The following is a 15,440-nucleotide window of genomic DNA, read 5'->3' on the forward strand; positions in this document are numbered from 1 at the left end:
ACCGTTTCTCTCCTTTGGCGAGTGTTGGTCAAGGGCGAATCCGATCCCATCCTCCCCTTTAAATGCCTTAAAAAGGAATTTAAAAAAGGACTTTTCATAGATTTTTTGACACTACCTGTCCGATTATGAAAGAGGAAAGCGCATAAGTGGCTTATATTTCGGCGTTTCTTTTACATGTGTTTCATATAACACAACGTCATGTACAAAAAAGTAAGCGTCTTCTCCTTTCATTTTTCGCGGATACGTTTCAAGTGAAAATGGAGACGATCCGTTCCATTTTTTCGCCAACGTAATATGCGGCGTGAACGGTCGTGAATCAAGCGAAAAACCTATCTGCCGGCAAACGTCATACACATCTTGACGAAGGGAAAATAAACGCGACTCTTCTTTTACCCCATACCATAAAATACGAGAGCCAAACGAATAAGCTTCGCTCAGTTGCAACGAAAATGCCTTATGTTTTCGAACTACTTTTGGCATACGCTCTGCAATTTGTTTTCGCTCTTCTTCCGTCGCCCTTCCTAAAAATGCAAGTGTGATATGATAATCTTCTTCATGAACGAACAAACGAAATGGCGCTTTCCATTCGGACATAAAATCACGCAGCCGCTTTTTCACTTCGCTCGGCAAAGAAATTGCCAAAAAATAGTGCATATATCATCCCACCTTTTAATTTTCTAAATTTTATCAAATTTCAGTTACTTGTTGCAATGTCTTTTTTGACTGCCAAGCAAAAATGACCATCCCTCCAAATGTCAACAATCCAAAAAATAAATATACATGCTCAATCGTCCAACGTTCTAAAATATACCCTCCTACAAATGTACAAAACCAACTGCCGAGCCCATTTCCAACTGTCGCATAGAGCGATACAGCCGTCGTACGCACGTGCGAAGGCGTAATATCACGAACATATTGAAGGGCAGCCGGAATAAATAAACCAACGGACGCCCCTTGTACAATTGTTGTTGCATATACAATAGCTAGCGGTGGTTCAAAAAAGTAAAATGTCCACCGAGCACAAGACAAAGCTGTCGCAACTAATAACACGTTCATCATCCCAAACTTTCGGACAACGCCGTCAGCAAATTTCATAAACGGCGCCTCACTTCCAGCCGCTAATAAAAAGGCAAGTCCTACCCCTGCAAGTGTTCCACCTAAATCAGTAATCAAAATACCGAAATAAAAATTATTAGCATAAATGGGACCGAAAACGAGAAACGTCGTCAGCAAAAATAAAAGAAACCGGGGAATGCGGACCAACTCTTTCATTCCTTCTCGAATGTTCACTTTTGCACTTGACTGCTCTCTTGGCAACTTCCATGCAAGTACGCTCGAAATAATGAGCAAAGCAACGAAAATGTAAAAAATAAAGCGAAGCTGGAATAACTGAGCGATTTGACCAGCAACTGGAACAGCAGTCGCAAATCCAAGTGCTCCCCACAAACGAATCGATCCATATCGTTCATTCGCTTTTTGCACATAATGAAGTGTAATACTATCGGACAGCGGAACAATACCACTTTGCATCACAGCAAGTAGTGCGGCAATTACAAGCAACCATACATAAGAATGAACGAGCGAATACATAAAGCCAAAAAAAGCTGTACCTAATAAAGATACGATTAACACTTGAACCGGTTTACGCGTATAATCGCTTATCATTCCCCAAATTGGCTGGATAAAAATCATAACGATCGGACTAATCGACATAATCATCCCGATTTCCGTTCCCGATAATCCGACTTCATCTTTTAAATACACAGATAATAATGGAAAAAGCGAGCCGAAACTAAAAAACTGCAAAAAGTAAAATATGCGAAAAATACGTGTATACACAAAAAATCCCCCATATCAATATAAAATGACGAAAAGTACCGTCATGATCGACGGCACTTTTCATTATAACATATTTTTGGAAATTGTCATTTTGCTAATTCATAAATTGCTTGGGCGTAAATGGCTGTTGCTTTAAGCAAATCATCAATAAACATGTACTCATCTTTTTGGTGCGCAACATCTGGGCGATTCGGAAATAGCGGACCAAACGCTACCCCTGCTTGTAAAGAACGCGCATATGTCCCCCCACCAATCGCAAGCAGCGACGCACGTTCGCCCGTCTGTTCTTCATAAACACGTTGCAATGTTTGAACGAGCGGATGATCTTTTGCTACATAATGGGGTGAAGAGTTAGAAAAGTTTGTTAACACAAAATGATGACGGTTTGCCACTCGCTCGATTACCTCTTTCGTATGAGCGATGTCGTTCGTCACAGGGTAACGTAAATTAATGCCGATCTTCCCACCATGTTCACTTGTATATGAAAGAACACCAACGTTGATCGTTAAATCTCCTAGTTCCTCGTTTGCATGCGCAACCCCTAATTGCTTTCCGCGCGTATCTTCATAAAAGTATTGAGAAACAAAACGAACAAATTCGCTTGCCTGTGGGTCAAGCGTTTCTTCTGCTAAAAATCTCGCGAGCCATAGCCCTGCATTCACTCCGTTGTTTGGTTCCATACCATGAGCAGAAACACCGCGAACACATAACTTCATCGTTTCGCCATCTACATGTGCCTCACCTTCAAGTGTATGTACTTGTAAAAATGTAACAAAACGCTCTTTCATATCTTTTCGATTTTTCAACTCCAAAACAGCTTCTGCAAAATCTGGAACCATATTGTATCGACGACCAGCTTGAAACGATAAAAGAACACAATCATCCGCTTGTTTATTCATTGGCTGTTGAATGAGATCAAAGTCGGTAATCCCTTTTTCAGCATAAATAATCGGAAAGTCGGCATCTGGGGCAAATCCGAGCGTCGGCATTGGCTCGGTTTGAAAATATCGTTCGACGCATTGCCAATCGCTTTCTTCATCTGTTCCAATAATCATGCGCACGCGTTTAGATAATGGTAATCCAAGCTCTTTTACAATTTTCATTGCATAAAAGGCAGCAATCGTCGGCCCTTTATCATCTAATGCACCACGTGCGTAAATTTTCCCATCGACGATCGTTGCCCCAAACGGATCAAACGTCCAACCGTCACCAGCGGGAACAACGTCAACATGACATAAAATACCAACCATCTCTTCTCCATGACCCATTTCAATATGTCCAGCCAACCCATCAACGTTTTTCACAACAAATCCTTCTTCTTCCCCACGTTTCAACATGTAACAAAGTGCTTCATACACTTCTTTTCCTAGCGGGGCTTCTTCTGTTGCTGTTTGTTCATTGCGTACACTTGGAATGCGCAAAAATGTTTGTAAATCTTGCAAAAGTGCTTTTTCTCGCTTCTTCACTTCTTCCATCCAGTTCATACTCATCGTCACTTTCACCTTTCCTTAAGAAAAATATGGTATTAATTGTGTAAATATTGTGTAAAATTCGGCAAATTTATAGCATTTTTCTTATGCTTTCGTGTAAAATAAATAGTGAGACATCTAGTTTTTCATCTTTGTTGTACCATGCGAATGATGTGACGATAGGGAGTGATCATTTGAAACCATCTACCGATCGCATGCTAACCCGTATTAAGTCCGTCTACATGTTCATTAATGAGAGAGGGACAGTGACAACGCAAGAGCTCGTGGACGAATTCGGCATTACTCCACGAACGATTCAGCGGGATTTAAACGTGTTAGCATACAACGACTTAATTCACAGCCCTAGCAAAGGTAAATGGACAACAACTAAAAAAAGAGTGAAGATGTCGTCATAATGAAATGTATATAGACGGAACCTGAGCGGTGCAGGTTCCTATTTTTTGTCTTCTCCTTTTAATAAAGCAATTTCTTCATCTGTCAATTCCCGATACTCTCCCGGTTCTAACGTTTCATCAAGCGGGATCGGCCCCATTTGTATGCGCTTTAAGTAAATGACACGTTTACCGACCGCTTGAAACATTCGTTTAATTTGATGAAACTTTCCTTCTGTAATTGTAATTCGTACGTCTGAACGCAAACCCGAACGGATGATCACAAGATCTGCCGGCTTTGTTTCGTATCCATCATCGAGCACAACACCGCGTTGAAATGCAGCAACATCTCCTTCTGTGACTTCACCGTCAATAATTGCTTCATATGTTTTCGGGACATGCTTTTTTGGTGACAACAGTTGATGGGCAAGTTGTCCATCATTTGTTAACAACAATAGCCCTTCCGTATCTTTGTCAAGCCGTCCGACAGGAAATGGATCGAAAATCCGATCTTCCTCTTCTAACAAGTCAACAACCGTTTCTTCCACCGCATCTTCCGTTGCTGAAATGACCCCTTTTGGCTTATTCATCATTAAATAAATAAATGGTTTATACTCCACCTCTTCTTCCCATACAGTAACAACTTGTGTTTTTGGATCGACATGTATTTTTGCATCTTTAACGATCGTTCCATCGACTTTAACAACGCCTGATTTCAATAATTTTTTCACTTCTTTTCTCGTTCCATATCCCATGTTTGCTAACAGTTTATCAATTCGCAGCACTAAAATCCCTCCAAATGTTTTTCATTTTTAGGCGTTCGTCCATACACCAATACCAACTATCACATATACTGCCTACGTAACAATTAAAGCGAAAGGAGTTTTCCAAATGGACGAACGCCAACAGCAACAACAAATGCCGGGCATGCCTTATTACGGAGGCTCTCCGTTTACACCAGGATTCCCTAGTGGATTTCCGGGTACTCCAGGATTTCCGGGTACACCAAATTTCCCAAGTGGTTCCCTTGAACGCCGCGTTGATCGCCTTGAGCGCATAACAGAACGTCAACAACAACAAATTAACAATTTAAACCGACGTCTCCAACGCGTTGAGCGCCAGCTCGGATTCCCATTCAGCAGCGACTTCTAATAGAAAGAAGAAGGCTATGACAAAGCCTTCTTTTCTTTTTTTCTTCTTAAAAATGAAAAACGGTTTCCAAATAACGCGTACAACAAGTTCGAGCGTTCACTTAAATAAAAATAAACGGCTGCCCCGATTCCACCACCAGCTGCAACAATAATCACCGATTGGATCATGCTACCATTGTAATGAAAGAAACGATCCATAAGCTTTACAATTGGCCAAACGACTGCGCACATCATTGTCGTCAAAATCCCCATAAACAATACACGCTTGGCGACAAAATGATAACGATAATTTGTGTAACGTTGAATAACCCATAAGTTTAACGCAACCGATAAAGCATACCCGATCGTCGTCGCTAAAATAGCTCCCATCGTTTCAAACGAGACAATCAGTATATAGTTAAAAAATAATTTAAACAAAAGTCCGATCGTTAAACTAATTACAGTAAATTTTTGTTTATTAATTCCTTGCAAAATAGCTGCCGTCACAGAAAATAGGGCAAAGAAAATAGCCGTTGGAGCATATGCACGCAACACTTCTGTTCCTAGTGGATCGTAGCTATAAAAAGCAGCATATACATATTCGGATAAAAGTGCCATACCGATGACCGCAGGTAACGTTATAAACATGACGACTTGAAACGTATCATTTAAATATTTTTTTAGTTGCTTGCTTTCTCCTTGCACATACGCCTTTGTAATCGTCGGGATAAGCGTTAAGCTAAACGACGTTGCTAACGTGACCGGAATAATGACGAGTTTTTGCGCCCATACGTTAAAAATACCGTATGCGTCCTCAGAAATCGCACCGAGCCCGATACTTGCCATCGCTTTATTAAACGTAAATTGGTCAATCAATTGATATAATGGCATCGCTAAGCCAACAAAAGCAAAAGGCGCCGCATAAGCGATCAATTCTTTATACATATCTGTTAATGACATATGGATCGTGCCGCGATCTTGTTTTAATAATTCATCTAAAAACGATTTCCGCTTAAACCAATACATAAATAAAACAGCTAGTCCCCCTACTGCACCAATAAATGCCGCAAACGTTGCCACTTGAATAGCCGTCACAAGCGAACCATCGAAAATGCGCAGGACGATATAACTACCCGCGAGCAAAAAGACGATGCGTACAAGTTGTTCCACAACTTGCGAAAGCGCTGTTGGCCCCATTGACTCATGCCCTTGAAAGAACCCGCGAATTAAACTCATCATCGGCACAAGCAATAAAGCAAAACTGACTGCGCGAATGACAGAAGTGACATCAGCAATGGAATTGCCGTGACCATCATCATTCACGACAAATGGGGCTAATAGTGGCGCACTCATATATAAAATGAGCCAAGCGAGAAAACCAGTGATGGCCATTAACATAATCCCTGAACGAAACAATTTTCGCCCAACGGCATATTCCTCAAGCGCATTGTATTTCGACACAAACTTAGATACGGCAAGTGGTACCCCCATTGTTGCAATACTAATAAACAACGTATATGGAACGTATCCATACGAATAAAGAGCTCCTCCTTGTTTACCAACAAGTTGATAAAACGGGAAAACGTATATAAGTCCCAATATACGGGATAAAAATACGCCCCCTGTTAAAATAAATGTTCCTCGCAATAACTTCGACGATGACATGTTATCCCTTCCTTAACGGATTCATTGCTTCACTTATTTTAGCACACTTTTTTCTTTTACATAAAATCATTATAATCATAACAGAAAGGACGTGAAAGTGATGACATATGATGTTATAGTCATCGGCGGAGGACCGTCAGGACTAATGGCAGCCATCGCTGCTGGGGAACGAAGTAAACGTGTACTCCTTCTTGATAAAGGGGACAAGCTCGGTCGAAAATTAGCGATTTCAGGCGGTGGTCGTTGCAATGTAACGAACCGAAAACCTATCGATGAACTTATTCAACACATTCCAGGGAACGGTCGTTTTTTATATGGCGCATTTTCGATGTTCAATAATGAAGATATTATTCATTTTTTTGAACGCCTCGGTGTTCCGTTAAAAGAAGAAGACCACGGTCGTATGTTCCCGGTGAGCGATAGTGCGCAATCTGTCGTACAAGCCCTTCTTCGCGAGTTAAAACGATTGCGCGTTGACATTCGCGTTCATACCCCAGTAAAAGACATTGAATATAAAGATGGAGCAGTGTATGGCGTAACGCTGCAAACAGGGGAGATGATCCGAACGAAAGCAGTCGTTGTTGCCGTTGGAGGAAAATCTGTACCACATACCGGCTCGACAGGTGACGGTTATGCGTGGGCGAAAAAAGCGGGACATACAATTACAGAACTATTTCCAACGGAAGTTCCTATTCTTTCACATGAACCATTCATTCAAAATCGGACGTTACAGGGACTATCATTGCGCGATGTGGCATTAAGCGTATTAAACGAAAAAGGAAAACCAATCGTCACACATCGAATGGATATGATTTTTACACATTTCGGTATTTCAGGACCAGCGGCATTACGATGTAGCCAATTTGTTGTGAAACAGTTAAAAAAACAGTCTTCTGTTACCATGGCGATTGATGCGTTACCAGATGAAAAAGAGGAGATGCTATTTCAGCAAATCATACGCACCATGAAAGAAGAGCCGAAAAAAACGATAAAAACTATTGTTAAAGCCACGATTTCTCTCCCAGAGCGGTATGTATTGTTTTTACTCGAGCAAGCAACAATTGATCCACATACGGTCGCAAGCACGTTAAGCCATGACAAAATGAGGACGTTTGTTTCCTTATTTAAAAAATTTTCTTTTTCGGTACATGGCACGTTGCCGCTTGAAAAAGCGTTCGTCACAGGCGGGGGAGTATCTGTCAAAGAAGTACATCCGAAAGAAATGGCATCTAAACTTATGAAAGGTTTATATTTTTGTGGAGAAATTTTAGATATTCACGGTTACACAGGCGGTTATAATATTACTGCAGCGCTCGTGACCGGTCGGCTTGCAGGTATGCATGCTGCCATTTATGCAAACCAATAAGATCGTCGATCAAGCGATCTTATTGGCTTCTTCCATTATACAAGTTCTCCATCCCAGCCAAGCATGCCATCAATGACGTTACAAACATCATACCCATGCGCCTCTAAATAACGACACACATGCTCACTACGAACACCAGAACGACAAATAATGATATACGTTTCATTTTTGTCTAGCTCGTTCATTCTTTCTGGAATATCTCCCATTTTTATATGTATCGCTGATGGAATCATTCCGAAGGCGACTTCCTCATCTTCGCGTACATCAATGATATGGACACGCTCTCCCGTTTGCATTATTTGTTTTAATTGAGCGGCTGTCATTTCTTTCATCAATCTCTTCCTTTCTTTAGCGAAAGCCCCCCGCCACATGTGCGAGAGGCTTTGTACATTAATTTGCAACAATGTTCACTAATTTTCCTGGTACAGCGATCACTTTACGCACCGTTTTTCCTTCAATTTGTTCTTTAATTTTTTCGTCCTCCATTGCCAATTGCTCAAGTTGCTCTTTCGTTGCATCTGCAGGAACGTGTAATTTCGCACGCACTTTTCCGTTTACTTGAATGACGATTTCAACTTCATCTTCAACTAATTTCGCTTCATCATATGCTGGCCAAGCCTCGTATGCAATCGTATTGTTATGTCCAAGCTTCTCCCATAATTCCTCAGCAATATGAGGACAAACTGGCGACAATAACTTCACGAATCCTTCCATATACACTTTCGGTAATATAGGCGCTTTATATGCTTCGTTAATAAACACCATTAACTGTGAAATCGCTGTATTGAAACGAAGCGCTTCGTAATCTTCTGTTACTTTTTTCACTGTTTGATGATATACGCGCTCAAGCGTATCTGTTTCTGGATTGTCAACGATTTTTGGATTTAATTCACCGTTTTCTTCAACAAATAAGCGCCATACACGATCTAAAAAGCGACGTGCACCGTCAAGCCCCTTTGTCGACCATGCAATCGATGCTTCTAAAGGACCCATAAACATTTCGTATAAACGTAATGTGTCCGCCCCATGACTTTCAACAATATCGTCTGGGTTGACGACATTTCCTTTTGATTTGCTCATTTTTTCATTGTTTTCCCCAAGAATCATCCCTTGGTTGAATAGCTTTTGGAATGGCTCTTTTGTCGGCACAACGCCAATATCGTATAAAAACTTATGCCAAAAACGCGCGTATAGTAAGTGTAATACGGCATGTTCTGCCCCACCAATATAGATGTCAACAGGTAGCCATTTTTCTAGTTTTTCAGGATCGGCTAATTGTTTATCGTTATGCGGATCGATGTAACGCAAGTAATACCAGCAGCTTCCTGCCCACTGTGGCATCGTATTCGTTTCGCGGCGACCTTTTTTGCCTGTTTTCGGGTCAACAACGTTCACCCACTCTTCGATGTTTGCTAGTGGAGACTCTCCTGTGCCTGACGGTTTAATTTCATCTGTCTTCGGCAATACAAGTGGCAATTCTTCTTCTGGCACTGGTGTCATCGTTCCGTCTTCCCAATGGATAATCGGAATCGGTTCGCCCCAATAACGTTGGCGGCTAAATAACCAATCGCGAAGGCGATACGAAACTTTTTTCTCTCCTTTTCCGTTGGCCTCTAGCCATTCGATCATTTTTTTCGTTGCTTCTTCTTTATTTAAACCGTTTAAGAAATCAGAGTTCACATGTTCCCCGTCGCCTGTGTACGCTTCTTTTGAAATGTCGCCACCGGCAACGACTTGTTTGATCGGCAAATTGAATTTTTTCGCAAATTCATAATCTCGCTCATCATGCGCTGGTACCGCCATGATGGCGCCTGTACCGTAGCTCATTAGCACGTAATCAGCGATCCAAATCGGCAATTTTTCCCCATTGGCTGGGTTGATCGCATATGCTCCCGTAAATACACCTGTTTTTTCTTTCGCTAAATCGGTGCGCTCAAGATCGCTTTTGCTTTGAATTTGTTTTAAATAAGCTTCAACCGCTTCTTTTTGCTCAGGTGTTGTAATTTTTTCAACGAGCGGATGTTCAGGGGCAAGCACGGCATAAGTGGCTCCAAATAACGTATCTGGACGCGTTGTAAACACCGTAAACGTTTCATCATGTCCATCAACTTGAAAATGAATATTTGCTCCTTCTGAACGGCCGATCCAGTTGCGTTGCATTTCTTTTATGCTTTCAGGCCAGTCTAATTCTTCTAAATCTTCAAGTAAACGGTCCGCATATGCTGTAATGCGAAGCATCCATTGTTTCATCGGCTTACGAATGACTGGGTGTCCCCCGCGCTCGCTTTTTCCATCGATCACTTCTTCATTCGCTAATACCGTCCCTAATGCTGGGCACCAGTTGACCGGCACTTCATCCATGTACGCTAATCCTTTTTCATATAGCTTTAAGAAAATCCATTGTGTCCATTTGTAATAGTTCGGATCAGTTGTATTCACTTCGCGATCCCAGTCATATGAAAAACCGAGCGATTTAATTTGACGGCGGAAGTTGTTAATATTTTTTTCTGTAAATTCAGCTGGATCATTTCCTGTATCGAGCGCATATTGCTCGGCTGGCAATCCGAACGCATCCCACCCCATCGGATGCAATACGTTATATCCTTGCATGCGCTTCATGCGCGCTAAAATGTCCGTTGCTGTGTATCCTTCTGGATGACCGACGTGCAATCCCGCCCCTGATGGATATGGGAACATGTCAAGCGCATAAAACTTTCGCTTTCCGTCGTCTTCTGTCGTTTTGAACGTTTTATTTTCTTCCCAATACTTTTGCCATTTTTTTTCGATTTCACGATGATTAAAACTCACGTGACAAACCTCCTTTTAATCCATTTTTAACAAAAATGAAAAACAAAAAACCTCTCATCCCAAAAAGGGACGAGAGGATTCTCCCGCGGTACCACCCTTGTTAGCGCACGAATCGTGCACTCACTTTCATCATTAACGCAGATTCACGGCGCATGCTACTTCATTCGCATACGCGACTCCAAGGCGAGTTCGTAAACAAACTTCGGTTGACTCGCACCACCCGTCAACTCTCTGCATGCCATTTGTTTACTACTACTCCTTTTCACCGTCATTTTCCATTATTTCATTATACACATTATTTTAAAAAATTTACACCCTCGTTGCAAGTGTATTTAAGTGTTGTTTCATAACTAAAAAATATAACAAATTTTCATATAAATGAAAAATTCGAAATTTCATTTACTTTTTATTACTTTTTTTATAATCAAGATGTTTTATAATAAATTTTAGAAAGGAAGGATAAATAATGAAAAATTTACACCTATTCTTTTTATTTTTCATTCTTGTTTTTATATCCCCAATCTCTTCATTGGCTCAGAAACCCCAAGGAGATGACTCAGATTGTGTCGTTTGTGGTGAAGCAACATATAAAGTTACAAAAATTAGTGGGCCTTCTCTTGTTACTGAAAAGTTTCAAACTTATTTAACCTCAGCATGGGCCTATTCTGACCGCTATGTATGGTCAGAAACTACTACAACTACGTTACAAATTACAGGTGGAGCAACCTTTGATATCACTGAAGCTATTAAAAACCAACTTAACTTAAGTTGGTCGAAAAGCAAATCTTATTCTGTAGCTATTCAAATTCCTGCAGATAAAAATAAATACTCAAAGCTTGGATTATTTGGTGATTTTAATAAATACTATGTAAAAGTAGTAAAAGATAAATTTGGTCAAGAAACAACCTCCCACCATGACGCATACGAGCCAACTTCAACTCATTATTTAAAGGTAGTTTACAAAAACTAAGCTAAAGAAGGGTAGTAGTGCTTATGATTAAAAAATCTTTTCTCATTTTCTGTACACTTGTCAGTTTTCTTATTCTCGGATGCCAGTCGGAACACATAAAAGGATTTATTGTTTTCGGGAAATGGGACGGTGTATATGTAGCCAAAAAAGATGATCCTTTCGTTCTTAATTTCATTTTATTAAGTGACAGCCCTCTAACAAACGTGACATCTATCGATTTTCCCGAAATCTCACACGCAATCGAGGACATGCAATATGATCTTATCGAAGGTGATAAATATAAAGACTTTCAATTATTTAATATCGCTGTAAATTTACGTTTACAAGAAGTAAGTAGCGCGATACTATCTAAAATAACTCTCATATTTGATCAAAAATATAAAGAGACATTCCCGATCGGTCAAATCAAATTAGCTGTAGACGAGAAAGGAATATTTACTCCACAAAATGAGTATGTGACAGCTTATCCAAATACGCAATTTTTTCAAGCAAAGCTGAAAAACATTTCAAACCATACGATTCAAATAAAGGGTGTAACTGTAGAAAACACTTATTTACAGACAAAAGATGTAAAAATAAACGATAAATCAGAAAAACGGAGTGTAAGTCCAAACGAAACAATAAATATGTATTTTACTCTTGCTGAAAAGGCAGAACAAAACGCTCACTTTTATATTGTTACACCAAAAATTGAATATGAATTAGCAGGAAAAGCATCAAGCACATATATCGATCCCGTTTTTTACGGGATGACAAACCTTACCAAAGAAAAACTAGATGACATTTTGAAGCAAAACTAAACTATCCCCCACCCGGAGCATGTCCGAGTGGGGAAATTACGTTTCATTATGATATTCCGCTTTTGCTTCTTGCCCTTTTTTCGCATTCCTTTGTTTCACTTCTTTTACCGGATCACCGAAATCTTTCGCATGCAACGTTTTTTGTTCTGGATTGTTTTGTTTCGAACGTTTTTTCATCGTTTTCCTCCTAGTGACGAAGTAAAATCATATCGTTTTGTAATTGTTCAAGCTGCAGGCGCATGCGATGCAATTGCTCGCGCTGTTGGGCGTTACAGCTTAACGAAAAATGCGCCAAATCGGTCACGGCATGTTCGAGCATTTGCTGGGCTTTTACATATTCTGTATCGTTATAATGTTCAAGCTTGCTTGCTTCTGTATATTGCTCTTTTGCATAGCGAAGCACATCTTCACAATGCTGCAAAAATTCATCCATCGACTGTCTTGTTGCCATACGCATCCCTTCCTTTCTTTCGTATCGCTTTATAGTTTGTACATTTTCTTGTCATTTATCACAGCACCGTTGAGTTTCTCGCTTGAAACGTGCTACAATGCTAAAATGATGTGAGGTGATAAATATGAATCCTTTTCCATATACGAACGACAAGAAACGATACCATACGTGGAATTATCATTTACGCCAAACGTTCGGTGAAAAAGTGTTTAAAGTGTCGCTTGATGCAGGATTTGATTGTCCGAATCGTGATGGCACCGTCGCGTATGGCGGTTGCACATTTTGTAGCGCAGCTGGTTCTGGTGATTTTGCAGGTAGACGAATGGACGACTTAGTAACGCAATTTCATACGATTAAAGAAAAAATGCATACGAAATGGAAAGATGGCAAATACATCGCCTATTTTCAAGCGTTCACAAATACGCATGCCCCCGTTGACGTCTTGCGTGAAAAATTCGAATCGGTGTTACATTTAGAAGGTGTCGTCGGTTTATCAATCGCTACACGCCCCGATTGTTTACCTGACGATGTCGTTGACTATTTAGCCGAATTGAATGAACGAACGTATTTATGGGTCGAGCTTGGCTTGCAAACCGTTCATGAACAAACGGCTACTTTAATTAACCGCGCACATGACTTTTCGTGCTATGTAGAAGGGGTACAAAAGCTACGCAAACACGGTATTCGTGTTTGTGCCCATATTATTAACGGATTACCGCTTGAAACGTATGACATGATGATGGAAACAGCAAAAACGGTCGCTCATTTAGATGTGCAAGGCATTAAAATTCATTTGCTTCATTTGCTAAAAGGAACGCCGATGGTGAAACAATATGAAAAAGGAATGCTTCACTTTTTAACGTTCGATGAGTATGTTCAACTCGTTTGTGATCAGTTAGAAGTATTGCCACCAGAGATGATTGTTCATCGCATTACAGGTGACGGCCCTATCGATTTAATGATCGGTCCGATGTGGAGCGTCAATAAGTGGGAAGTGTTAAATGCCATCGATGCTGAATTGGAGCGACGCAATAGTTATCAAGGAAAAAAATATGTGCGAAAGGAAGAAAGATGATGAAACTGATGCGCATTTTACCGTTTGCGCGCTCGCTTATCGACTTAGCGGTCAAAGAGGGGGATATCGTCATCGATGCAACGGTTGGTAACGGCCACGATACGCTTTATTTAGCTGAACGTGTCGGACCGTCTGGACATGTGTTCGGGTTCGACATTCAAGCACAAGCAATTGAAAATACGACAAAACGATTGCGTGAACATCATATGGACGCATGGGTCACGCTCGTACAAGCAAGCCACGCGGAGCTGCTTAGTCACATTCCTCCACAATACAAAGGACGCATAACCGGTGCGATGTTTAATCTCGGTTATTTGCCCGGGGGAGATAAACAAATTGTCACAAAGCCAAACTCAACGATTGCCGCCATTGAGCAATTGCTTGAAATCATGGCTCCTGAAGGAATCATCGTTCTCGTCATTTACCACGGTCATCCCGAAGGAGCAATCGAACGTGATGCCCTTTTGCAATACGTTTCAACAATCGATCAACAGCGTGCACACGTCGTACGATACGAATTTATAAATCAAATCAATCATCCACCGTTTATTGTTGCGATTGAGAAGAGGTAAAATTCGAATAAACAACACATTTGGATAAAAATATGTTAATATATGAAATATAAATTCAGAGCAACAAACATTCATTAAGGTGGGGAGAGGCTTATGCGCAATATTTTTCCGTTACTACTTGGCTTATTGTTCATAGCTAGTTTATCAACTCCAGCCCTTGCCAATTTGTCGCCCGAAGAAAACGAATGGTATAAAAAACTCAACAATCTCAAGGGTAATGAACAAGTAATCGTCGTCACAACTGATAATGAAAACGTAAAGAGTGGAATACTCGCTTTTTATGAGAAAGAAAAAGGAGTTTGGAAAAAAGTATTTCCCGATATCCCCGTTGTTATTGGGAAAAATGGGATGACTAAAAACAAAAAAGAAGGCGACGGAAAAACTCCTTCTGGTGTCTTCCCAATCGGTACTGCATTTGGGACAGGTAAAAAACCAGCATCATTAAAAATACCCTATCGCCAAGCAACAAAGTACGACTATTGGGTCGATGATCCTTCATCACCGGACTATAACCGCTGGATCTATTATCGCAGGAACCCCAAAAAACGTTGGAAATCGTTTGAACGATTAGCTCATCCTCTCTATAAGCATGCTATTGTTATTCGTTATAACGATGAACCTGTTGTAAAAGGAAAAGGTAGTGCTATTTTTATACATATTTGGAACAAAAAATCCGGACATACACTTGGTTGTATTGCTACATCTGAAACCAATGTATTAAAAATAATGAAAGCTCTCGATCAAAAAAAGAATCCGATCATCGTAATCAGTACAAAAAAAGAAAAGTTACAAATGCTTAAATAGTTTGGACATATCATGTATTGTTTTGCAGTGACTTGAACTCCAGCTAGACGAAAGCCTTGACTCTAAGATAGTTATAGCTTCCCCCCTAACATAAATGGC

At 40.5% G+C, this 15,440-nt stretch carries 17 protein-coding genes and 1 other annotated feature; of the genes, 8 read left to right on the forward strand and 9 right to left on the reverse strand.

Features of this window, described 5'->3' with window-relative positions; translation table 11 throughout:
• Nucleotides 1-123: 123 nt before the first annotated feature.
• The 3 genes from thpR to pepV form a co-directional block, all read right to left on the reverse strand.
• Nucleotides 124-654 carry an RNA 2',3'-cyclic phosphodiesterase gene (gene thpR, locus CS060_RS04015; RefSeq protein ID WP_099668706.1) on the reverse strand — a complete coding sequence of 177 codons (531 nt, stop codon included), beginning with the start codon at nucleotides 652-654 and terminating at the stop codon, nucleotides 124-126.
• Nucleotides 655-687: 33 nt separating this feature from the next.
• Nucleotides 688-1,839: an MFS transporter gene (locus tag CS060_RS04020; protein ID WP_035048794.1), complete on the reverse strand. Its 1,152-nt coding sequence runs from the start codon at nucleotides 1,837-1,839 to the stop codon at nucleotides 688-690.
• 86 nt (nucleotides 1,840-1,925) lie between these two features.
• Nucleotides 1,926-3,329, reverse strand: coding sequence for a dipeptidase PepV (gene pepV, locus CS060_RS04025; protein ID WP_035048798.1), 1,404 nt, complete (start codon nucleotides 3,327-3,329; stop codon nucleotides 1,926-1,928).
• A 173-nt stretch (nucleotides 3,330-3,502) separates the two neighbouring features.
• On the opposite strand from pepV, the gene CS060_RS04030 reads away from it, so the two are divergent.
• Nucleotides 3,503-3,724, forward strand: coding sequence for a DeoR family transcriptional regulator (locus tag CS060_RS04030; RefSeq protein WP_012574138.1), 222 nt, complete (start codon nucleotides 3,503-3,505; stop codon nucleotides 3,722-3,724).
• Nucleotides 3,725-3,762: 38 nt separating this feature from the next.
• On the opposite strand, the gene CS060_RS04035 is transcribed toward CS060_RS04030, so the two are convergent.
• The gene (locus CS060_RS04035) at nucleotides 3,763-4,485 is read right to left on the reverse strand and encodes a pseudouridine synthase (protein ID WP_082180289.1); all 723 of its coding nucleotides are present in this window, start codon (nucleotides 4,483-4,485) and stop codon (nucleotides 3,763-3,765) included.
• A gap of 106 nt (nucleotides 4,486-4,591) precedes the next feature.
• Between CS060_RS04035 and CS060_RS04040 the strand changes: the two genes are divergently transcribed.
• Nucleotides 4,592-4,852: a hypothetical protein gene (locus CS060_RS04040; protein ID WP_082180290.1), complete on the forward strand. Its 261-nt coding sequence runs from the start codon at nucleotides 4,592-4,594 to the stop codon at nucleotides 4,850-4,852.
• Nucleotides 4,853-4,866: 14 nt separating this feature from the next.
• Here CS060_RS04040 and CS060_RS04045 read toward each other — a convergent pair whose 3' ends face one another.
• Complete coding sequence (locus CS060_RS04045) at nucleotides 4,867-6,495, reverse strand: putative polysaccharide biosynthesis protein (protein WP_099668707.1); 1,629 nt, start codon at nucleotides 6,493-6,495, stop codon at nucleotides 4,867-4,869.
• Nucleotides 6,496-6,595: 100 nt separating this feature from the next.
• Here CS060_RS04045 and CS060_RS04050 point away from each other — a divergent pair, with 100 nt between their 5' ends.
• The gene (locus tag CS060_RS04050) at nucleotides 6,596-7,861 is read left to right on the forward strand and encodes a BaiN/RdsA family NAD(P)/FAD-dependent oxidoreductase (RefSeq protein ID WP_035048844.1); all 1,266 of its coding nucleotides are present in this window, start codon (nucleotides 6,596-6,598) and stop codon (nucleotides 7,859-7,861) included.
• A 35-nt stretch (nucleotides 7,862-7,896) separates the two neighbouring features.
• On the opposite strand, the gene CS060_RS04055 is transcribed toward CS060_RS04050, so the two are convergent.
• Nucleotides 7,897-8,193 carry a rhodanese-like domain-containing protein gene (locus CS060_RS04055; protein ID WP_035048802.1) on the reverse strand — a complete coding sequence of 99 codons (297 nt, stop codon included), beginning with the start codon at nucleotides 8,191-8,193 and terminating at the stop codon, nucleotides 7,897-7,899.
• Between the two features lie 58 nt (nucleotides 8,194-8,251).
• Entirely contained in the window at nucleotides 8,252-10,669 is a 2,418-nt protein-coding gene (leuS, locus tag CS060_RS04060; RefSeq protein WP_099668708.1) for a leucine--tRNA ligase, read from the reverse strand.
• A gap of 62 nt (nucleotides 10,670-10,731) precedes the next feature.
• Nucleotides 10,732-10,944: a binding site (T-box leader), on the reverse strand.
• Between the two features lie 191 nt (nucleotides 10,945-11,135).
• Between leuS and CS060_RS04065 the strand changes: the two genes are divergently transcribed.
• Nucleotides 11,136-11,639, forward strand: a complete 504-nt coding sequence (locus CS060_RS04065) for a hypothetical protein (RefSeq protein WP_035048803.1) — start codon at nucleotides 11,136-11,138, stop codon at nucleotides 11,637-11,639.
• Between the two features lie 23 nt (nucleotides 11,640-11,662).
• Nucleotides 11,663-12,439 carry a hypothetical protein gene (locus CS060_RS04070; protein WP_099668709.1) on the forward strand — a complete coding sequence of 259 codons (777 nt, stop codon included), beginning with the start codon at nucleotides 11,663-11,665 and terminating at the stop codon, nucleotides 12,437-12,439.
• 36 nt (nucleotides 12,440-12,475) lie between these two features.
• Here CS060_RS04070 and CS060_RS14065 read toward each other — a convergent pair whose 3' ends face one another.
• Together CS060_RS14065 and CS060_RS04075 are read right to left on the reverse strand one after the other, a co-directional pair.
• Complete coding sequence (locus CS060_RS14065; RefSeq protein ID WP_006320695.1) at nucleotides 12,476-12,616, reverse strand: hypothetical protein; 141 nt, start codon at nucleotides 12,614-12,616, stop codon at nucleotides 12,476-12,478.
• 10 nt (nucleotides 12,617-12,626) lie between these two features.
• Nucleotides 12,627-12,890 (reverse strand): YtzC family protein, encoded by a 264-nt coding sequence (locus CS060_RS04075; RefSeq protein WP_003397789.1) that lies wholly within the window; start codon nucleotides 12,888-12,890, stop codon nucleotides 12,627-12,629.
• Between the two features lie 124 nt (nucleotides 12,891-13,014).
• On the opposite strand from CS060_RS04075, the gene mnmL reads away from it, so the two are divergent.
• The 3 genes from mnmL to CS060_RS04090 all read left to right on the forward strand — a co-directional run bounded on the left by mnmL (nucleotide 13,015) and on the right by CS060_RS04090 (nucleotide 15,341).
• Nucleotides 13,015-13,965 (forward strand): tRNA modification radical SAM protein MnmL/YtqA, encoded by a 951-nt coding sequence (mnmL, locus tag CS060_RS04080; protein WP_035048804.1) that lies wholly within the window; start codon nucleotides 13,015-13,017, stop codon nucleotides 13,963-13,965.
• A complete protein-coding gene (gene mnmM, locus CS060_RS04085; protein WP_035048846.1) occupies nucleotides 13,965-14,537 on the forward strand; it encodes a tRNA 5-(aminomethyl)-2-thiouridylate-methyltransferase MnmM in 573 nt (190 codons plus the stop codon). Before mnmL ends, mnmM begins: the two co-directional genes overlap by 1 nt.
• 93 nt (nucleotides 14,538-14,630) lie before the next feature.
• Nucleotides 14,631-15,341, forward strand: coding sequence for a L,D-transpeptidase family protein (locus tag CS060_RS04090; RefSeq protein ID WP_082180291.1), 711 nt, complete (start codon nucleotides 14,631-14,633; stop codon nucleotides 15,339-15,341).
• The last annotated feature ends 99 nt before the right edge of the window (nucleotides 15,342-15,440 follow it).

The sequence above is a fragment of the Anoxybacillus flavithermus genome, assembly GCF_002742685.1.
Lineage (GTDB): Bacteria > Bacillota > Bacilli > Bacillales > Anoxybacillaceae > Anoxybacillus > Anoxybacillus flavithermus_E.